Origin of the sequence: Pseudomonas sp. B28(2017) (assembly GCF_002113025.1) — a bacterium.
In the GTDB taxonomy this organism is placed as follows: Bacteria; Pseudomonadota; Gammaproteobacteria; order Pseudomonadales; family Pseudomonadaceae; genus Aquipseudomonas.
In genome coordinates this window covers 434,944-448,875 of the sequence record NZ_NEJH01000001.1, presented here as the reverse complement: position 1 = coordinate 448,875, position 13,932 = coordinate 434,944, and the positions used below count along the sequence as shown (strand labels likewise).

Sequence of the window (13,932 nt, the reverse complement as noted above, 5' to 3'; positions counted from 1 at the left end):
TTTGTTGCTGATGGCCTCTTCGCGAGCAAGCCCGCTCGCACAAGGACTCTGTGGTTCATATCGCAGCAAATCGCCGCCCCAGATGTTCTTCCTTCAGCACATCAAACAACGCCTGCGCCGCCGCCGACAACTCTCCCCCCGATAACGTCAGCACCCCAAGTGCCCGCTCCACTACCGGGTCACGCAACGTGATGCAACGCGCGCCCAGCTCACGCATCTGCCCGGCGCACAAGGCCGGCACCGCGCTCACGCCCAGGCCACTGGCGACCATTCGCCCGACCGTCGCCAGTTGATGGCTTTCAAACTCCACCGGCAGCTTCATGCCGCGGGCCTGCAAGTGCTCTTCAAGCATTACCCGCACGGTCGAAGGTCGCTGCAAGGTGATGAACGGCTCCTTGAGCAGGGTTTGCCAATCGATGTCATCCAGCCCGGCCAGCGCCGAATCCAGGGATACCACCGCAACGAACCGGTCGATGTACAACGGCGTGAATTGCAGCGACGAACTCTGGGTCGGCTCGAACGCCACCCCCAGTTCCACCTGCCGATCCCGGACCATTTCCAGCACTTGCTCGTTGATCACATCGTTGACCGTCACGTTGACGTTCGGATAGCGGGCGCGGAATGTCTTGAGGATCGGCGGCAGCAGGTTGCCGGCGAACGATGGCATGGCCGCCAGGGTCACGCGGCCGCGTTGCAGGGTGAAGCGCTGGCGCATCTCGTCCTCGGCATTGTCCCAGTCGGCGATCAGGCGGCGCGCCAATGGCACCAGGGATTCGCCTTCGGCGGTCAGCGCGACGTTACGTGTGTTGCGGGTGAACAGCCGCCCGCCCAGGCCCTCCTCCAGCGCCTTGATGGTCAGGCTCAGGGCCGACTGCGACAGGTGCAGGCGCTCGCAGGCCACAGCGAAACTCAGGCTCTGGGCCACGGCCAGGAAGGCGCGGATCTGCTTGATGGTCATCTCGCTTCGCTCAAGTTGTAAGCTCCTAGCTTCAAGCTGCTAGTTTAGAGCAGCGGTTTATTGAGTTTTATCTATCAATCAACTTTAAAAATCAACTTAACAAATGAATTAACCAGCGCGACACTCAACTCCATTCGGCTAGCCAGCCGCCCACAAAGAATAAAAGAGGTGCATATGGCAGGTTTCGACAAGCGCGTGAGTTCCTATGAGGAAGCTCTGGCAGGTCTTGAAGACGGCATGACCGTGATCGCTGGCGGCTTCGGCCTGTGCGGCATCCCGGAAAACCTCATCGCCGAGATCAAGCGCAAGGGTACCCGTGACCTCACCGTGGTTTCCAACAACTGCGGCGTCGACGGTTTCGGTCTCGGCGTACTGCTGGTAGACCGGCAGATCAGCAAGGTTGTGGCCTCCTACGTTGGTGAAAACAAACTGTTCGAAGAGCAACTGCTCAAGGGCGAAATCGAAGTCACCCTGACCCCCCAAGGCACACTCGCGGAAAAAATGCGTGCTGGCGGCGCCGGCATCCCGGCCTTCTTCACCGCCACCGGCGTCGGCACTCCGGTCGCCGAGGGCAAGGAAGTCCGCGAATTCCATGGCCGCAAGTACCTGATGGAAGAGTCCATCACCGGCGACTTCGCCATCGTCAAAGGCTGGAAAGCCGACCATTTCGGTAACGTGATCTATCGCCATACCGCACAGAACTTCAACCCGCTGGCCGCCACCGCCGGCAAGATCACCGTGGTCGAAGTCGAAGAAATCGTCGAACCCGGCGAGCTGGACCCGGCGCAGATCCACACCCCTGGCATCTACGTCGACCGGATCATCTGCGGCACGTTCGAGAAGCGCATCGAACAGCGCACAGTGCGTAAGTGATCCCCTGCCCCCGGACCGAATGAAGGAATAACGACAATGGCACTTTCCCGCGAACAAATGGCTCAACGCGTCGCCCGCGAAATGCAGGACGGCTTCTACGTGAACCTGGGCATCGGCATTCCGACCCTGGTCGCCAACTACATCCCCGAAGGCATGGAAGTCATGCTGCAGTCGGAAAACGGCCTGCTGGGCATGGGTCCCTTTCCTACTGAAGAAACCATCGATGCCGACATGATCAACGCCGGCAAGCAAACCGTGACCGCACGCATCGGCGCTTCGATCTTTTCCTCGGCCGAATCCTTCGCGATGATCCGCGGTGGTCATGTCGACCTGACCGTGCTGGGCGCCTTTGAAGTGGACGTGCAAGGCAACATCGCTTCGTGGATGATCCCCGGCAAACTGGTCAAGGGCATGGGCGGCGCGATGGACCTGGTCGCCGGCGCAGACAACATCATCGTCATCATGACCCACGCGTCGAAGGACGGTGAGTCCAAGCTGCTGTCCCAATGCAGCCTGCCGCTGACCGGCGCCGGGTGCATCAAGCGCGTACTGACTGACCTGGCCTACCTGGAAATCGAAAACGGCGCGTTCATCTTGAAAGAACGTGCGCCGGGTGTCAGCGTCGAAGAGATCGTCGCCAAGACTGCCGGTAAACTGATTGTGCCGGACCACGTACCGGAAATGCAGTTCGCTGCCCAGTGAGGAATCATTCCATGCAAGAAGTCGTCATTGTTGCCGCCACGCGCACCGCGATTGGCAGCTTCCAGGGTTCCCTGGCCAATGTTTCCGCCGTCGACCTGGGCGCCGCGGTGATCCGCCAGCTGCTGGCACAGACCGGCCTGGACCCAGCGCAAGTCGATGAAGTGATCATGGGTCAGGTGCTGACCGCCGGCGCCGGGCAGAACCCTGCGCGCCAGGCAGCCATCAAGGCCGGCCTGCCGTTCGCCGTACCGGCCATGACCCTGAACAAGGTCTGCGGCTCCGGCCTCAAGGCCCTGCACCTGGGCGCCCAGGCGATCCGCTGCGGCGATGCCGAGGTGATCATCGCCGGTGGCCAGGAAAACATGAGCCTGGCCAACTACGTCATGCCAGGTGCCCGTACCGGCCTGCGCATGGGCCACGCACAAATAGTCGACACCATGATCAGCGATGGCCTGTGGGATGCGTTCAACGATTACCACATGGGCATCACCGCCGAGAACCTGGCCGAGAAATACAGCCTGAGCCGCGAGCAGCAGGACGCGTTCGCCGCCGCCTCGCAGCAAAAAGCCGTGGCCGCCATCGAAGCCGGGCGCTTCGTTGACGAAATCACACCGATCCTGATCCCGCAGCGCAAGGGCGATCCGCTGTCCTTCGCCACCGACGAGCAGCCACGGGCCGGCACGACCGCCGACTCCTTGGGCAAACTCAAGCCTGCCTTCAAGAAGGACGGCTCGGTGACCGCCGGCAACGCTTCGTCGCTGAACGACGGTGCTGCCGCCGTGATCCTGATGAGTGCCGACAAAGCCAAGGCCCTGGGACTGCCAGTCCTGGCAAAAATCGCCGCCTACGCCAACGCAGGTGTCGACCCGGCGATCATGGGCATCGGCCCGGTATCGGCCACTCGCCGCTGCCTGACCAAGGCCGGCTGGAACATCGACCAACTGGACCTGATTGAAGCCAACGAAGCCTTCGCCGCGCAATCCCTGGCCGTGGCCAAGGACCTGGAGTGGGACTTGAACAAGGTCAACGTCAACGGCGGCGCCATCGCCCTGGGCCACCCGATCGGTGCCTCGGGTTGCCGCGTGCTGGTGACGCTGCTGCATGAAATGATCAAGCGCGACGCCAAAAAAGGCCTCGCCACCTTGTGTATCGGTGGTGGTCAGGGCGTGGCGCTGGCGCTCGAGCGGGCTTAAAGCGTTCAACAGACGGCGCGGGGACCCACGAAGATCCGTTGACCGTCTGGAAAAACACCCGGTGCGATGCAAATCGCACCGGGTTCTTTTTTGCATGCGTTCTTTTCAGGCAGGCCGCGAAGTGGCCCGACCCGTCACCCCAGAAACTGCAGAATCAACCAGCTATTCGCCCCACTGATCACCACAAACAACCCCCACGCCAACACCCGCGTCGGCAGTCGGTTCACCAGCGGCCCCATGAGTACGTGATCGTTGGTCATGCGGATCAACGGGTACAACGCGAACGGCAATTGCAGGCTCAGCACCACCTGACTCAACACCAGCAACTTGCCGATGGCATCATCGCCCATCAGCCATACGCCAATGAACGCCGGGATCAGCGCCAACCCGCGGGTGATCAGGCGTCGTTGCCAGCAGGGAATCCGCAGGTTCAGGAACCCTTCCATGATCACCTGGCCGGCGATAGTGCCGGTGAACGTCGAACTCTGCCCCGAGGCCAGCAACGCCACGCCAAACAACACGCTGGCCAACGCCCCGCCTACCAGTGGGTCGAGCAAGTGGTAGGCATCCTGAATGTCCACGACATGGGTATGCCCGGTTCCGTGAAAGGCGGCCGCCGCCAGAATCAGAATCGCCGCGTTGACCAGCAGCGCCAGCGCCAGGGAGCCAATGGTGTCGATACGCGCCAGCTTGACCGCATCCTGCTTGCTGGCCAGGTCCTTGCCGACCGACCGGGTTTGCACGATGGACGTGTGCAGATACAGGTTATGCGGCATGACCGTGGCCCCGAGGATGCCGATGGCCAGGTACAGCGGCGCAGCATCGGCAATGGCCGACAGCGACGGCGTGAAGCCGCGGGCGACTTCGGGCCAGTGGGGTTTGATCAGCAGCAATTCGATAAAGAAGCACACGCCAATGGTCCCCACCAGTACCAGCATGATTGCTTCGAGCCGGCGGAATCCACGGTTCTGCAAAGCCAGCACCAGCAAAGTATCGAACGCCGTCAGGGCGATGCCCAGGCTCAGCGAGCAACCGAGCAACAAGTGGAACGCCAGCGCGCAGCCAAGCACCTCAGCCAGATCGGTGGCGATGATGGAAATTTCCGCCAGAAACCATTGGGTGCGAGCGGTGCGCGTGCTGTAGCGCTCCCGGGACAACTGCGCCAGGTCCCGTCCGGTGGCAATGCCCAGGCGCGAACACAAACACTGCACCAGCATCCCCGCCAGGCTCGCCAGCAACACCAGGAACAACAGGCTGTAGCCGAACCGCGAGCCGGCCTCGATGGCGGTGGCCCAGTTGCCCGGATCCATGTAACCGATGGACACCAACAACCCTGGCCCGGCAAAACGCAAGGCTCGCTGGAAGAACGACGCGCGAGGGTCGACGGCAACGCTGCCGGCCACTTCCGGCGGGCAAAACGGCGCAGTCGCAATCTTGGGCAAAAAACTGAAATTCACGTGATGATCCGTCAACAGGTGGGAAGACTCACAAACAGAACGCGATCATCGCAAAGTTCAGGGGGCCGCGCCCAGCAACTGTTGGCGTAACTCGGGGTTGCTGGTACGCGGATCGAGCCAGATGGCAAAAAATGCCTGGGCGAATTGCAGGTCCTTCACTTCACGCAACAACTGCTGGCCGAGGAAGAACCGCGCGCCCTGCCCTGGCAGATAGACACCGGTCAGTCGCGTGCCTGCCTGCACATCGACGAACGACTGTTGCATCTGCGCCTGCCAGGACGCCAGTTGCTCATCACTGATCGCGGTACCGGAGAGCCGCTTGATTTCCCTGACACTGGCGTTCACCAGGTCATCACGGGAAATGCTGCGCTGGTAGATCAGTTCAAGGGCGAACGGCTGATCGTTCACCAAGGGCCGCGACGTACTCCAGAGCCGCGCTCTGTAGACATCGAAGCCATACTTGCGAAACTCGCCACTGCCGAGGATTTGCGCACCGGGCAGCGAATCCTGCCAATTGGCCAGGGCCTGACAGCTCAGCAAAACAAGTAGCCACAGGCCATGGCGAAGCGGCGATCGTTGACGGTTCATGACGGGTTGGCCTCATAGCGGGATGCCCAGACAAGACGTATGCGCAAAAGACCCATTCGGAAATTTTCCAGGGGCCTTATTTTTTGTATACAAAATCTACATACAAATACAGCAATCTACCCGACGCAATGTTACCGTTGCCACCTCAAACAGGTCGGAGACGTGCGCGTGTTGATCCTCAAACTGCTGGTGATTCCAGGCTTCCTGCTGCTGATTTCCCTGGCGGGCAAACGCTGGGGGCCGAGCGTGGCCGGCTGGTTGTCGGGGTTGCCGGTGGTAGTCGGGCCGATTCTGCTGTTCCTCGCCCTTGAACAAGGCCAGGCGTTCGCTGCGCAATCGGCCACCGCTGCACTGTCGGCCATGTTCGCGATGATTGCGTTTTGCGTGTCCTACGCCCAGGTCGCACAACGGGCCGGATGGCCGCTGGCGTTGGTGATCTCGCTGTCGGTCTGGGCGGTGACGGCAATTGTGCTGTCGCTGATCCCGGCCTCCTTGGTGTTTTCGGTGTGCGCCGCCGCCAGCGCGCTGCTCGCCGCACCGTACCTGTTCCCCGCCGTGCAACCGGTGCTCAGTAGCCCGGCACCGAAATCCGACAAGCTCCTGTTGCGCATGGTGGCCGGTGCATTGCTCACCCTGGTCGTGACACTGCTGGCCAGCACCGTCGGTGACCGCTGGAGCGGCCTGCTGGCGGTATTCCCGGTATTGGGCAGCGTGATGGCGGTGTTCTCCCAGCAAACCCGTGGCCCGGCCTTTACCGCCGCTTTGCTGCGCGCCACCGCCACCGGCATGTACTCGTTCGCCGCCTTCTGCCTGGTGTTGGCGCTGGCACTGCCGACGATGGGGATGAACGCTTTTGTATTGGGCGTCGCGGTATCGGTGGCCATGCTGGGCGTGACCAGACGCCTGCTGGCGCGACTGGCCAATCCGGTGTCCGACGCTGAAGGAACCGCCAAAGCAACGAAACCCATTCGATGATTTCGCACGAGTAGAGCAACAACCTCGTACGTCATTCGAACGGGTTTGCTTCAACATCAGCCTCAGTTCCACCCCCTACCCGACTGAGGCCTACACCATGAAATTCTTTTTCCACCCTTCGCCGAACCCGATGAAAGTTGCCCTGCTGCTCGAAGAGCTGCAAACGCCTTACGAATTGATCGGCGTCGACACCTTCAAGGGCGAGCAACACCAGCCAGCCTTTTTGGCGATCAACCCGAACGCCAAGGTACCCGCGCTGGTCGATGGCGATGCCACCGTGTTCGACTCCCAGGCGATCCTGCTGCACCTGGCGCAGAAACATCAACGCTACCTGCCGACGTCCGCTGCCGGCCAGGCCGAGATGCTGTCGTGGTTGATGTTCATCGGCACCGGCCTGTCGCCGTTCTCCGGCCAGGCAGTGCACTTCCTGCACCACGCACCGGAAGATCTGCCCTACGCGAAAAACCGCTATTTCAAGGAAGTCGAACGTCACTACCGCATCCTCGACGAGCGCCTGGCCCAGCATCAGTACCTGGCGGGCGACACCTACAGCATCGCCGACATCGCGCTGTGGGGCTGGGCCAACTACGCACCCTACATCCTCGGCGAGAATGGTCTGGCGGCGTACCCGAACGTCAAGCGCCTGTACGATGAAATCAGCGCCCGTCCGGCCGCCCAACGCGCCCACGGCCTGAAAGAGAAACTGGTGCTCAAGGCCGAATTCGACGAAGAAACCCGTCGCAACCTGTTCCCGCAAAACCAGGCGTAACCTGCCGGCTCCAGCCTTCGAGGGTGATGAAATGAGTGATCAAGTCGCGTTTATCGTTTACCTGCCCGCCAAACCGGAACGTTTTGCCGAAACCAAGGCACGCCTGCTGGACGTGGTGCACCAGATGTCGGCCGAGCCGGACTTCGTCAACACCTGGGTACACCAGTTGCAGGACGAACCCAATACCCTGGTGCTGTACGAAACCTGGAATTGCAGCAAGCAAGACTTCATCGCCCGTCACCTGAGCAAGCCGTACCGCCAGGAATACGAGAAGTTGCTGCCGGAACTGTTGGCCAGCGATCGACGGATCGAGTTTCTCGACGTGATCCAGCGTTACCCGTCGCGGCGGGAAGTCTGACTTCACATCAAGTGACCGCTCGGTAGAGCACACTGGAACGCAGCACAACCTCCATGGGATGATCGCGCCCCACTGCGCGCCCATCCCTGGAGTTTCCGATGTCATTGTTGAGTAAAAAAGCCCTTGTCCTGCTGCTGGCCGCCGCTACCGGTCTTGTGGCTTTGAATGCACAGGCCGCCAAGGCCACTGCCAGCGATGCGCCAGCCCACAAGGTCTCGATGCTCGGCAGCAAGTTCACCTTCAACCTGCCCAAGGGCTTCATCGCCAACCCGCTGCCGGCCAGCCCGGACGGTGCCAGCGGCACCCTGTACAGCAATGAAACCACCAAGACCGTGGTGATCGCCGCTGAAAACACCCTACCCAACGGTATCAGCGTCAAGGACAACGACGGCGGTTTCCTCGACGGCACCGTGGCCGATTTCGATGCGGCACAACACAAATCCCTGCCCGACTACAACAAGCTCAGCGAGAAAGCCCTGACCCGGACAACCGGACTGGGCCTGCGCCAGATCGACGGCACTGCCACGCAGGGCGGTGGCATGACCCTCACCACCACGCTGATGGCCGCATCCGGCACTCGCATGGCGGTGATCCAGGTGATTTCCCGCCCAGGCGATATGGCGGCACACGAAACCCTGGTCAAACAGATCGTCAGCGGAAAATGAATCTCAGGGATTGAGGCGCTGCAACCAGGCGCTCAAGTCTTGTATCTCCTCGGCGCTGATGCTGTGACCGACACCGGGGTAGCCGTGAAACTCGGGTTCGAGTGACACGCTCTGCAACAGGCTGTTGGCTTCGGTGCCGTCGCTGTAGGGAAGGCGTTTGTCCTGCTCGCCATGACCGATGAAAATTGCCAGCGACTGGCGTTTTTCATCCGGTGTGAGCTCGGCCTTGAGCACCGGCAGAACCCGCCCGCTCAACGCAGCGATGCCGCCTAGCGCCTCGGGATGCCGCAGGCCCACTTCGTAGGACATGATCGCGCCTTGGCTGAAGCCGACCAGGAATACCTTCTCGGGTTCGGTGTGATATTTCTTCGTGGCCTGCGCGACGAAATCCAGCAGCACCTGGCCGCTGGACTTCAGATCATCGGTCTCGCCGTTGTAGGCCCCTTCACCCTTCTTGCGAAACCACTGATAGCTGCCCGCCTCCATCACCAAAGGTGCCCGTACCGACAGGTAGGTGTAGGGCGCGGGCAAGTCGTCCTTGATGCCGAACAGGTCCTGCTCGTTACTGCCGTAACCGTGGAGGAAAATCACCAGGGGCTGATGGTTCGAATCGGCGCTGGCCTGCTCCAGGTACTTGAGCGGCAAGTCGGTTTGCAGCGGGGTTTGGGCATGAACGACAGTGGATGCCAACAGCGTGAGCAGCGCGAGAATCTTCAACATGGGTCTTCCTTCACGGAATGCAGGATTCGCGCAAGAGCCTAACACTGGTCAGTAGGCAGGAACATCTCAGGCGTGGCTGATGCCATCTTCGCGAGCAGGCTCGCTCCCACAAGGATTACCTAAACCCTGTGGGAGCGGGCTTGCCCGCGAAGAGGTCGGCGCAGTCAATGAAATCCCCGGTCAGTCGTTGATCAACTTCCCCGCCCGAATAGGCTCACGCCCGGCGACTTTCGCCTGCCAGGTGCCGGGCTGGGTGTAGCGTCCACGGTCGATGGCAAACAGCACGCCGCTGGTACCGGCCTGCACGGTGGTGACCTTGTCGCTCAACGGGTCGACCACCTCGAACAGCGCATCGCCCTTCTCCACCCACTCCCCGGCTTCACGCAGGAAACTGACCACGCCGTGGTGCGGTGCGAACAGGTATTGGGTGCCCTCGAACGGCATGCCTTCACAGCATTCGGCCGGCGCCGCCGGCCAGGTGCCGGAGATGAAACCCTGCTCGGCGAGGAACCCTAGAATCGCCTCGCAATTGGCCTGGGCCTGGTCGACGCGGGTGTCCCCCATGCTGCCCAGCTCCAGCGTGGCCGCCAGGTTGGCCGGTGGAATGGCCGCTGCCGGGAACGCCTTGGCCAGACGCAGCCATGGCGAAGAACAGGATTCATCGAACGAGCTGCCGCCGGAGTCTTCACACAACAACGCCACGCCGGCTTTCAAGCGCGCCGCCAGGGATTGCCATTGTGGCCAGTGCTGCGGCAAGGCGTAGATGTGAATCGCCGCATCGAAATCGCAATGCAGGTCGAGCGTGATGTCGGCGTCACAGGCATGGCGCAGCAACAGGCGGTGCATCGCTTCGAGCTGCGATGTCGCTGCCGGCAAGTCGTCGAGGACCTGGCCCATGGTCTGGCGAATCAGCGCGATGTTGGCCTGGGCATCGCTGCCGAGGCGATCACCGATCAACCCGGCCACCGGTGCACTGAGTTCGACGAACGAGCGATTGAAGTTCTTACCGCTACCCAGCTCGAAACGCCCCATGTGGCTGCCTTGCAGGTGCTGATCGAGGCCAATGGGATTGGCCACCGGCACCAGTTCGATCACGCCGTTCAACTGTCCCTGTTGTTCAAGTTCGGCCAGGTGTTTCTTCAACTCCCAGGCCGTGCGCATGCCCGGCAGTTCGTCGGCGTGCAGGCTGGCCTGGATGTACACCTTGCGCGGGCCGATGCCATAACGAAACACGCTGAGGGTGCGCTCTGTGCCCAGGTGGCTCCAGGGAAGCTGGTGGTCGATGCGTTGCATGTGGGGAACTCCTGATGTCTCCAGGCTGAAAATGATTGCACAAAAAAAATGGCAACCGTTGGCGCGGTTGCCATTTTCTCAGTCCGCTCGCTTACTCGCCGTAAACGTCAAACTTGAAGTACTTGTCCTGCACTTGCTTGTACTTGCCGTTGGCGCGGATTTCGGTGATAGCGGTGTTGAACTTGTCCGCCAGCTCTTTGTCACCCTTGCGCACGGCAATGCCGGCGCCGCCGCCGAAGTATTTCGGATCGTTGTACTCGGGGCCGACGAAGGCAAAACCTTTACCGGCGTCGGTTTTCAGGAAACCGTCGTCCAGGTTGACCGAGTCTGCAAGCAGCGCGTCAATGCGGCCGGAGACCATGTCCAGGTTAGCTTCCTGTTGCGAGCCGTAACGCACCAGGTCGATGCCGGCAGGCACCAGCACTTCCGTGGCGAAGCGGTCGTGGGTACTGGCGCGCAGCACACCGACTTTCTTGCCTTTGAGTTCGGTCAGCGGGTCCTTGATGCTGGAACCTTCCTTCATCACGAAGCGCGCCGGGGTGTGGTAGTACTTGATGGTGAAATCGACGTTCTTCTTGCGGTCGTCAGTGATGGTCATGGACGACAGGATGGCGTCGATTTTCTTGACCTTCAGTGCAGGGATCAGGCCGTCGAACTCTTGCTCGACCCAGGTGCACTTCACTTTCATCTGCTCGCACAGGGCATCGCCGATGTCCACGTCGAAACCGGTGAGTTTGCCGTCAGGGGTTTTCATCGAGAATGGCGGGTAGCCGGCTTCGATGCCGATGCGGATCGGCTTGGCGTCTTCAGCCACGGCGGTCAGGGACAACATCGACAGTGCCAGGGCACCGAACATCACTAGCTTCTTCATTTATAACTCCTGTGTGCGGAGGCTTTTATTGGCAGCTTCGATTGGCAGCGTTCGGTCATCGCTTTGTGGGCGGGAACCGAAGTGGCCGGCAGTCTAGAGCGGCTACAGGAGGGTAAATTACGCCGAGGCGACAAATATTTACAGAAAAGTGGCGCCGGGATGCAGGTATTGAGGTTAAGGCTCCATGACGGTGCAACGTCTGTCAGACATGTCGCGTTTTCAGGCCAGACCTGCAGGTTTTTCGGACCTCATAAAACGGAATGAACCGACTGGCGATGCCCGGTGTTTTACGGCACATTGGGGCCCCTTGCGTCCCATCGAGAGTAGCGCGATGCCCACGTTGAACCTGATCCAGCACCACCCCGCCGAAGGTCCGGGTGCCATCGCCTTTTGGGCCGAGTCCCGGGGGCTGACGCTGAAGGTGTTTCGCGCAGACCTCGGTCAGTTGCCGCCCGTCAGCGCCGATCCCGTGATCCTGTTGGGCGGGCCTTATGAATCCAATGCCGGTCCGGCGTGGCTGGAGGCCGAACGGCAATGGCTCAGAGGCAGTCTGGATCTGGGTGGGGCCGTGTTCGCCATATGCCTGGGGGCTCAGTTGCTGGCGTTGAGTCTGGGTGGGAATGTACGGCGGATGGAGCGCACCGAAACCGGATGGACCACGGTGAGTTTTATCGATGGGCAAACACTGAAGGTACTGGAGTGGCACGAAGATGCCATCGACCTGCCGCCTGCCGCGCAACTGCTGGCCAGCAGCGCGCAATGTGAACAGCAGATGTACCGCGCCGGGCCGACGCGGCTGGGGTTGCAGTTTCATCCGGAGTGGAACGCCGAGTCGGTGGCCATGCTCAATGCGCATTTTGGCGATGAGTCACCGTTGCCCAGAGGGCCGCAGGACGGCGTTGCCTACGCCGATGTGCTGACGTGGTTGCAGGCAACACTGGATGAGTGGTGGACAGTCTCTGCCTGTCGCTGATGCAGGACTGTCCGGTGTTGGAAGATCAGCATTCGCAACCGATCGCGGCATTCGCCGGCCGTGGCACCTCGACACTCAACTCAAACCCTTCATCCAGCCATCCGGTCACGCCGCCGATCATCTCCTTGACCGGATAACCCAGGGCCGCCAGTTTCACGGCAGCCTTGTTGGCACCGTTGCAATGAGGCCCGGCGCAATAGACCACGAACAGGCTGTTTTTCGGATAAGCCGCCAAGCCTTCGGCGCTCAGCAAGCGCCCGGGAATGTTGATCGCTCCCGGCACATGTCCGCGTTCGAACGCCAGCGGGCCACGAACATCCACCAGAACGAAATCGACTTCACCGTCCTGATGGCTGGCGTGGACATCGGAACAATCGGTTTCAAACGTCAGACGGTTGCTGAAGTGCATCAGGGCGATGGCCGATGGGGCGGCGGGAATTTCGCGAACCAGGCTGGTCATGGGCTGTACTCCAAAGTAGCGGTGGGTGTGAGAAGACTTTATCCGCCAGTCATTTGCGGCTACAGTGGCGCACAAGACACTCACCGGGAACTTTCCGCCAAATGCACCCCACCCCTGGAATGGTCGCGATTCTGGCCTACGACGGCCTCTGCACATTCGAGTTCGGCATTGCCGTGGAGATCTTCGGCCTGCCACGACCTGAATTCGATTTTCCATGGTACGAGCATCGTATCGTCGCTGTCGATCAAGGCCCGATGCGCGCCATGGGCGGCATCCAGGTACTGGCCGATGGCGGCATGGAATTGCTCGCCGATGCCCGCACCATCATCATTCCCGGCTGGCGCGACCGTAGCGCCGCGGTGCCCGCGCAACTGATCGCCGCCCTGCGCCAGGCCCATGCGCGGGGGGCGCGGTTGCTGTCGATCTGCTCCGGTGTTTTCGTCCTCGCCGCCACCGGGTTGCTCGACGGGCGCGGCGCGACCACGCACTGGCGCTATACCTCGGAACTGGCCGAACGGTTTCCCGGCATCCTGGTGGACCCGGACGTGCTGTATGTCGATTCCGGCCAATTGATCACTTCCGCCGGCAGCGCGGCCGGCATCGATGCCTGCCTGCATCTGGTGGCACGGGATTTCGGCACGCAGGTGGCCAATGCCGTGGCCCGGCGCCTGGTCATGTCGCCGCAACGCAGCGGCGGCCAGGCGCAATTCATTCCGACGCCTGTCAGTCCCACACCGCGCAACGATCTTTCCCGCGTCATGCAGTGGGCACGTGAGCGCTTGCACGAACCACTGGAGGTGCGCGACCTGGCCAGCGAAGCCGCAATGAGCGAACGCACGTTCCTGCGCCGCTTCAGCGAAGCCAGTGGGCAGTCACCGAAAACCTGGCTGCAGCACGAACGTTTGGGCCGCGCCCGCGAACTGCTGGAAAGCAGCGACCAGAACACCGAACAGATTGCCGAACGTTGTGGTTATCGCTCGGTGGAAAGCTTCCGGGTGGCGTTTCGCACCGTGGTCGGTGTGCCGCCGTCGGTGTATCGGGAGCGGTTTGGGCGTGGGGGTAATGCTGTTTTTTGAG

At 61.3% G+C, this 13,932-nt stretch carries 16 protein-coding genes; 9 read left to right on the top strand and 7 right to left on the bottom strand.

Annotated features, from left to right (window positions below):
* Nucleotides 1-55 precede the first annotated feature (55 nt).
* Entirely contained in the window at nt 56-958 is a 903-nt protein-coding gene (locus CAF65_RS02160; protein WP_085714794.1) for a LysR family transcriptional regulator, read from the bottom strand.
* Nucleotides 959-1,132: 174 nt separating this feature from the next.
* Between CAF65_RS02160 and CAF65_RS02155 the strand changes: the two genes are divergently transcribed.
* Genes CAF65_RS02155 through CAF65_RS02145 form a run of 3 tightly spaced genes read left to right on the top strand, consistent with a single transcriptional unit; the run spans nt 1,133 to nt 3,726 of the window.
* A complete protein-coding gene (locus CAF65_RS02155) occupies nt 1,133-1,831 on the top strand; it encodes a CoA transferase subunit A (RefSeq protein WP_085714793.1) in 699 nt (232 codons plus the stop codon).
* Between the two features lie 36 nt (nt 1,832-1,867).
* Nucleotides 1,868-2,533 (top strand): CoA transferase subunit B, encoded by a 666-nt coding sequence (locus CAF65_RS02150; protein WP_057399619.1) that lies wholly within the window; start codon nt 1,868-1,870, stop codon nt 2,531-2,533.
* Nucleotides 2,534-2,544: 11 nt separating this feature from the next.
* Nucleotides 2,545-3,726, top strand: coding sequence for an acetyl-CoA C-acetyltransferase (locus CAF65_RS02145; protein ID WP_085714792.1), 1,182 nt, complete (start codon nt 2,545-2,547; stop codon nt 3,724-3,726).
* Between the two features lie 134 nt (nt 3,727-3,860).
* On the opposite strand, the gene CAF65_RS02140 is transcribed toward CAF65_RS02145, so the two are convergent.
* Both CAF65_RS02140 and CAF65_RS02135 read right to left on the bottom strand, forming a co-directional pair.
* On the bottom strand, nt 3,861-5,183 hold the full coding sequence (locus CAF65_RS02140) for an Nramp family divalent metal transporter (RefSeq protein WP_085714791.1): 1,323 nt from the start codon (nt 5,181-5,183) through the stop codon (nt 3,861-3,863).
* Between the two features lie 57 nt (nt 5,184-5,240).
* On the bottom strand, nt 5,241-5,771 hold the full coding sequence (locus tag CAF65_RS02135) for a chalcone isomerase family protein (protein WP_085714790.1): 531 nt from the start codon (nt 5,769-5,771) through the stop codon (nt 5,241-5,243).
* Between the two features lie 168 nt (nt 5,772-5,939).
* Here CAF65_RS02135 and CAF65_RS02130 point away from each other — a divergent pair, with 168 nt between their 5' ends.
* The 4 genes from CAF65_RS02130 (at nt 5,940) to CAF65_RS02115 (ending at nt 8,538) form a co-directional block, all read left to right on the top strand.
* Nucleotides 5,940-6,746, top strand: coding sequence for a hypothetical protein (locus CAF65_RS02130; protein ID WP_085714789.1), 807 nt, complete (start codon nt 5,940-5,942; stop codon nt 6,744-6,746).
* A gap of 97 nt (nt 6,747-6,843) precedes the next feature.
* Nucleotides 6,844-7,515 carry a glutathione S-transferase family protein gene (locus tag CAF65_RS02125; RefSeq protein WP_085714788.1) on the top strand — a complete coding sequence of 224 codons (672 nt, stop codon included), beginning with the start codon at nt 6,844-6,846 and terminating at the stop codon, nt 7,513-7,515.
* A 31-nt stretch (nt 7,516-7,546) separates the two neighbouring features.
* On the top strand, nt 7,547-7,873 hold the full coding sequence (locus tag CAF65_RS02120; protein WP_085714787.1) for a putative quinol monooxygenase: 327 nt from the start codon (nt 7,547-7,549) through the stop codon (nt 7,871-7,873).
* A 98-nt stretch (nt 7,874-7,971) separates the two neighbouring features.
* Nucleotides 7,972-8,538 carry a hypothetical protein gene (locus tag CAF65_RS02115; RefSeq protein WP_085714786.1) on the top strand — a complete coding sequence of 189 codons (567 nt, stop codon included), beginning with the start codon at nt 7,972-7,974 and terminating at the stop codon, nt 8,536-8,538.
* Between the two features lie 3 nt (nt 8,539-8,541).
* On the opposite strand, the gene CAF65_RS02110 is transcribed toward CAF65_RS02115, so the two are convergent.
* From CAF65_RS02110 to CAF65_RS02100, 3 genes are all read right to left on the bottom strand, one after another.
* On the bottom strand, nt 8,542-9,258 hold the full coding sequence (locus CAF65_RS02110) for an alpha/beta hydrolase (protein WP_085714785.1): 717 nt from the start codon (nt 9,256-9,258) through the stop codon (nt 8,542-8,544).
* Nucleotides 9,259-9,438: 180 nt separating this feature from the next.
* Entirely contained in the window at nt 9,439-10,551 is a 1,113-nt protein-coding gene (locus CAF65_RS02105; RefSeq protein ID WP_085714784.1) for a succinylglutamate desuccinylase/aspartoacylase family protein, read from the bottom strand.
* Nucleotides 10,552-10,642: 91 nt separating this feature from the next.
* Nucleotides 10,643-11,422 carry an ABC transporter substrate-binding protein gene (locus CAF65_RS02100; protein ID WP_007996325.1) on the bottom strand — a complete coding sequence of 260 codons (780 nt, stop codon included), beginning with the start codon at nt 11,420-11,422 and terminating at the stop codon, nt 10,643-10,645.
* Between the two features lie 331 nt (nt 11,423-11,753).
* Between CAF65_RS02100 and CAF65_RS02095 the strand changes: the two genes are divergently transcribed.
* Nucleotides 11,754-12,395, top strand: coding sequence for a type 1 glutamine amidotransferase (locus CAF65_RS02095; RefSeq protein ID WP_085714783.1), 642 nt, complete (start codon nt 11,754-11,756; stop codon nt 12,393-12,395).
* Between the two features lie 25 nt (nt 12,396-12,420).
* Here the strand turns inward: CAF65_RS02095 and CAF65_RS02090 are convergent, their stop codons facing one another.
* Nucleotides 12,421-12,855 carry a rhodanese-like domain-containing protein gene (locus CAF65_RS02090; RefSeq protein ID WP_085714782.1) on the bottom strand — a complete coding sequence of 145 codons (435 nt, stop codon included), beginning with the start codon at nt 12,853-12,855 and terminating at the stop codon, nt 12,421-12,423.
* A 101-nt stretch (nt 12,856-12,956) separates the two neighbouring features.
* On the opposite strand from CAF65_RS02090, the gene ftrA reads away from it, so the two are divergent.
* The gene (ftrA, locus tag CAF65_RS02085; protein ID WP_085714781.1) at nt 12,957-13,931 is read left to right on the top strand and encodes a transcriptional regulator FtrA; all 975 of its coding nucleotides are present in this window, start codon (nt 12,957-12,959) and stop codon (nt 13,929-13,931) included.
* Nucleotide 13,932 lies beyond the last annotated feature (1 nt).

Coding starts and splice junctions, on each gene's coding strand:
- CAF65_RS02160 (WP_085714794.1), bottom strand. CDS start 958: ATGACCATCAAGCAGATCCGCGCCTTCCTGGCCGTGGCCCAGAGCCTG.
- CAF65_RS02155 (WP_085714793.1), top strand. CDS start 1,133: ATGGCAGGTTTCGACAAGCGCGTGAGTTCCTATGAGGAAGCTCTGGCA.
- CAF65_RS02150 (WP_057399619.1), top strand. CDS start 1,868: ATGGCACTTTCCCGCGAACAAATGGCTCAACGCGTCGCCCGCGAAATG.
- CAF65_RS02145 (WP_085714792.1), top strand. CDS start 2,545: ATGCAAGAAGTCGTCATTGTTGCCGCCACGCGCACCGCGATTGGCAGC.
- CAF65_RS02135 (WP_085714790.1), bottom strand. CDS start 5,771: ATGAACCGTCAACGATCGCCGCTTCGCCATGGCCTGTGGCTACTTGTT.
- CAF65_RS02125 (WP_085714788.1), top strand. CDS start 6,844: ATGAAATTCTTTTTCCACCCTTCGCCGAACCCGATGAAAGTTGCCCTG.
- CAF65_RS02120 (WP_085714787.1), top strand. CDS start 7,547: ATGAGTGATCAAGTCGCGTTTATCGTTTACCTGCCCGCCAAACCGGAA.
- CAF65_RS02115 (WP_085714786.1), top strand. CDS start 7,972: ATGTCATTGTTGAGTAAAAAAGCCCTTGTCCTGCTGCTGGCCGCCGCT.
- CAF65_RS02110 (WP_085714785.1), bottom strand. CDS start 9,258: ATGTTGAAGATTCTCGCGCTGCTCACGCTGTTGGCATCCACTGTCGTT.
- CAF65_RS02105 (WP_085714784.1), bottom strand. CDS start 10,551: ATGCAACGCATCGACCACCAGCTTCCCTGGAGCCACCTGGGCACAGAG.
- CAF65_RS02100 (WP_007996325.1), bottom strand. CDS start 11,422: ATGAAGAAGCTAGTGATGTTCGGTGCCCTGGCACTGTCGATGTTGTCC.
- CAF65_RS02095 (WP_085714783.1), top strand. CDS start 11,754: ATGCCCACGTTGAACCTGATCCAGCACCACCCCGCCGAAGGTCCGGGT.
- CAF65_RS02090 (WP_085714782.1), bottom strand. CDS start 12,855: ATGACCAGCCTGGTTCGCGAAATTCCCGCCGCCCCATCGGCCATCGCC.
- ftrA (WP_085714781.1), top strand. CDS start 12,957: ATGCACCCCACCCCTGGAATGGTCGCGATTCTGGCCTACGACGGCCTC.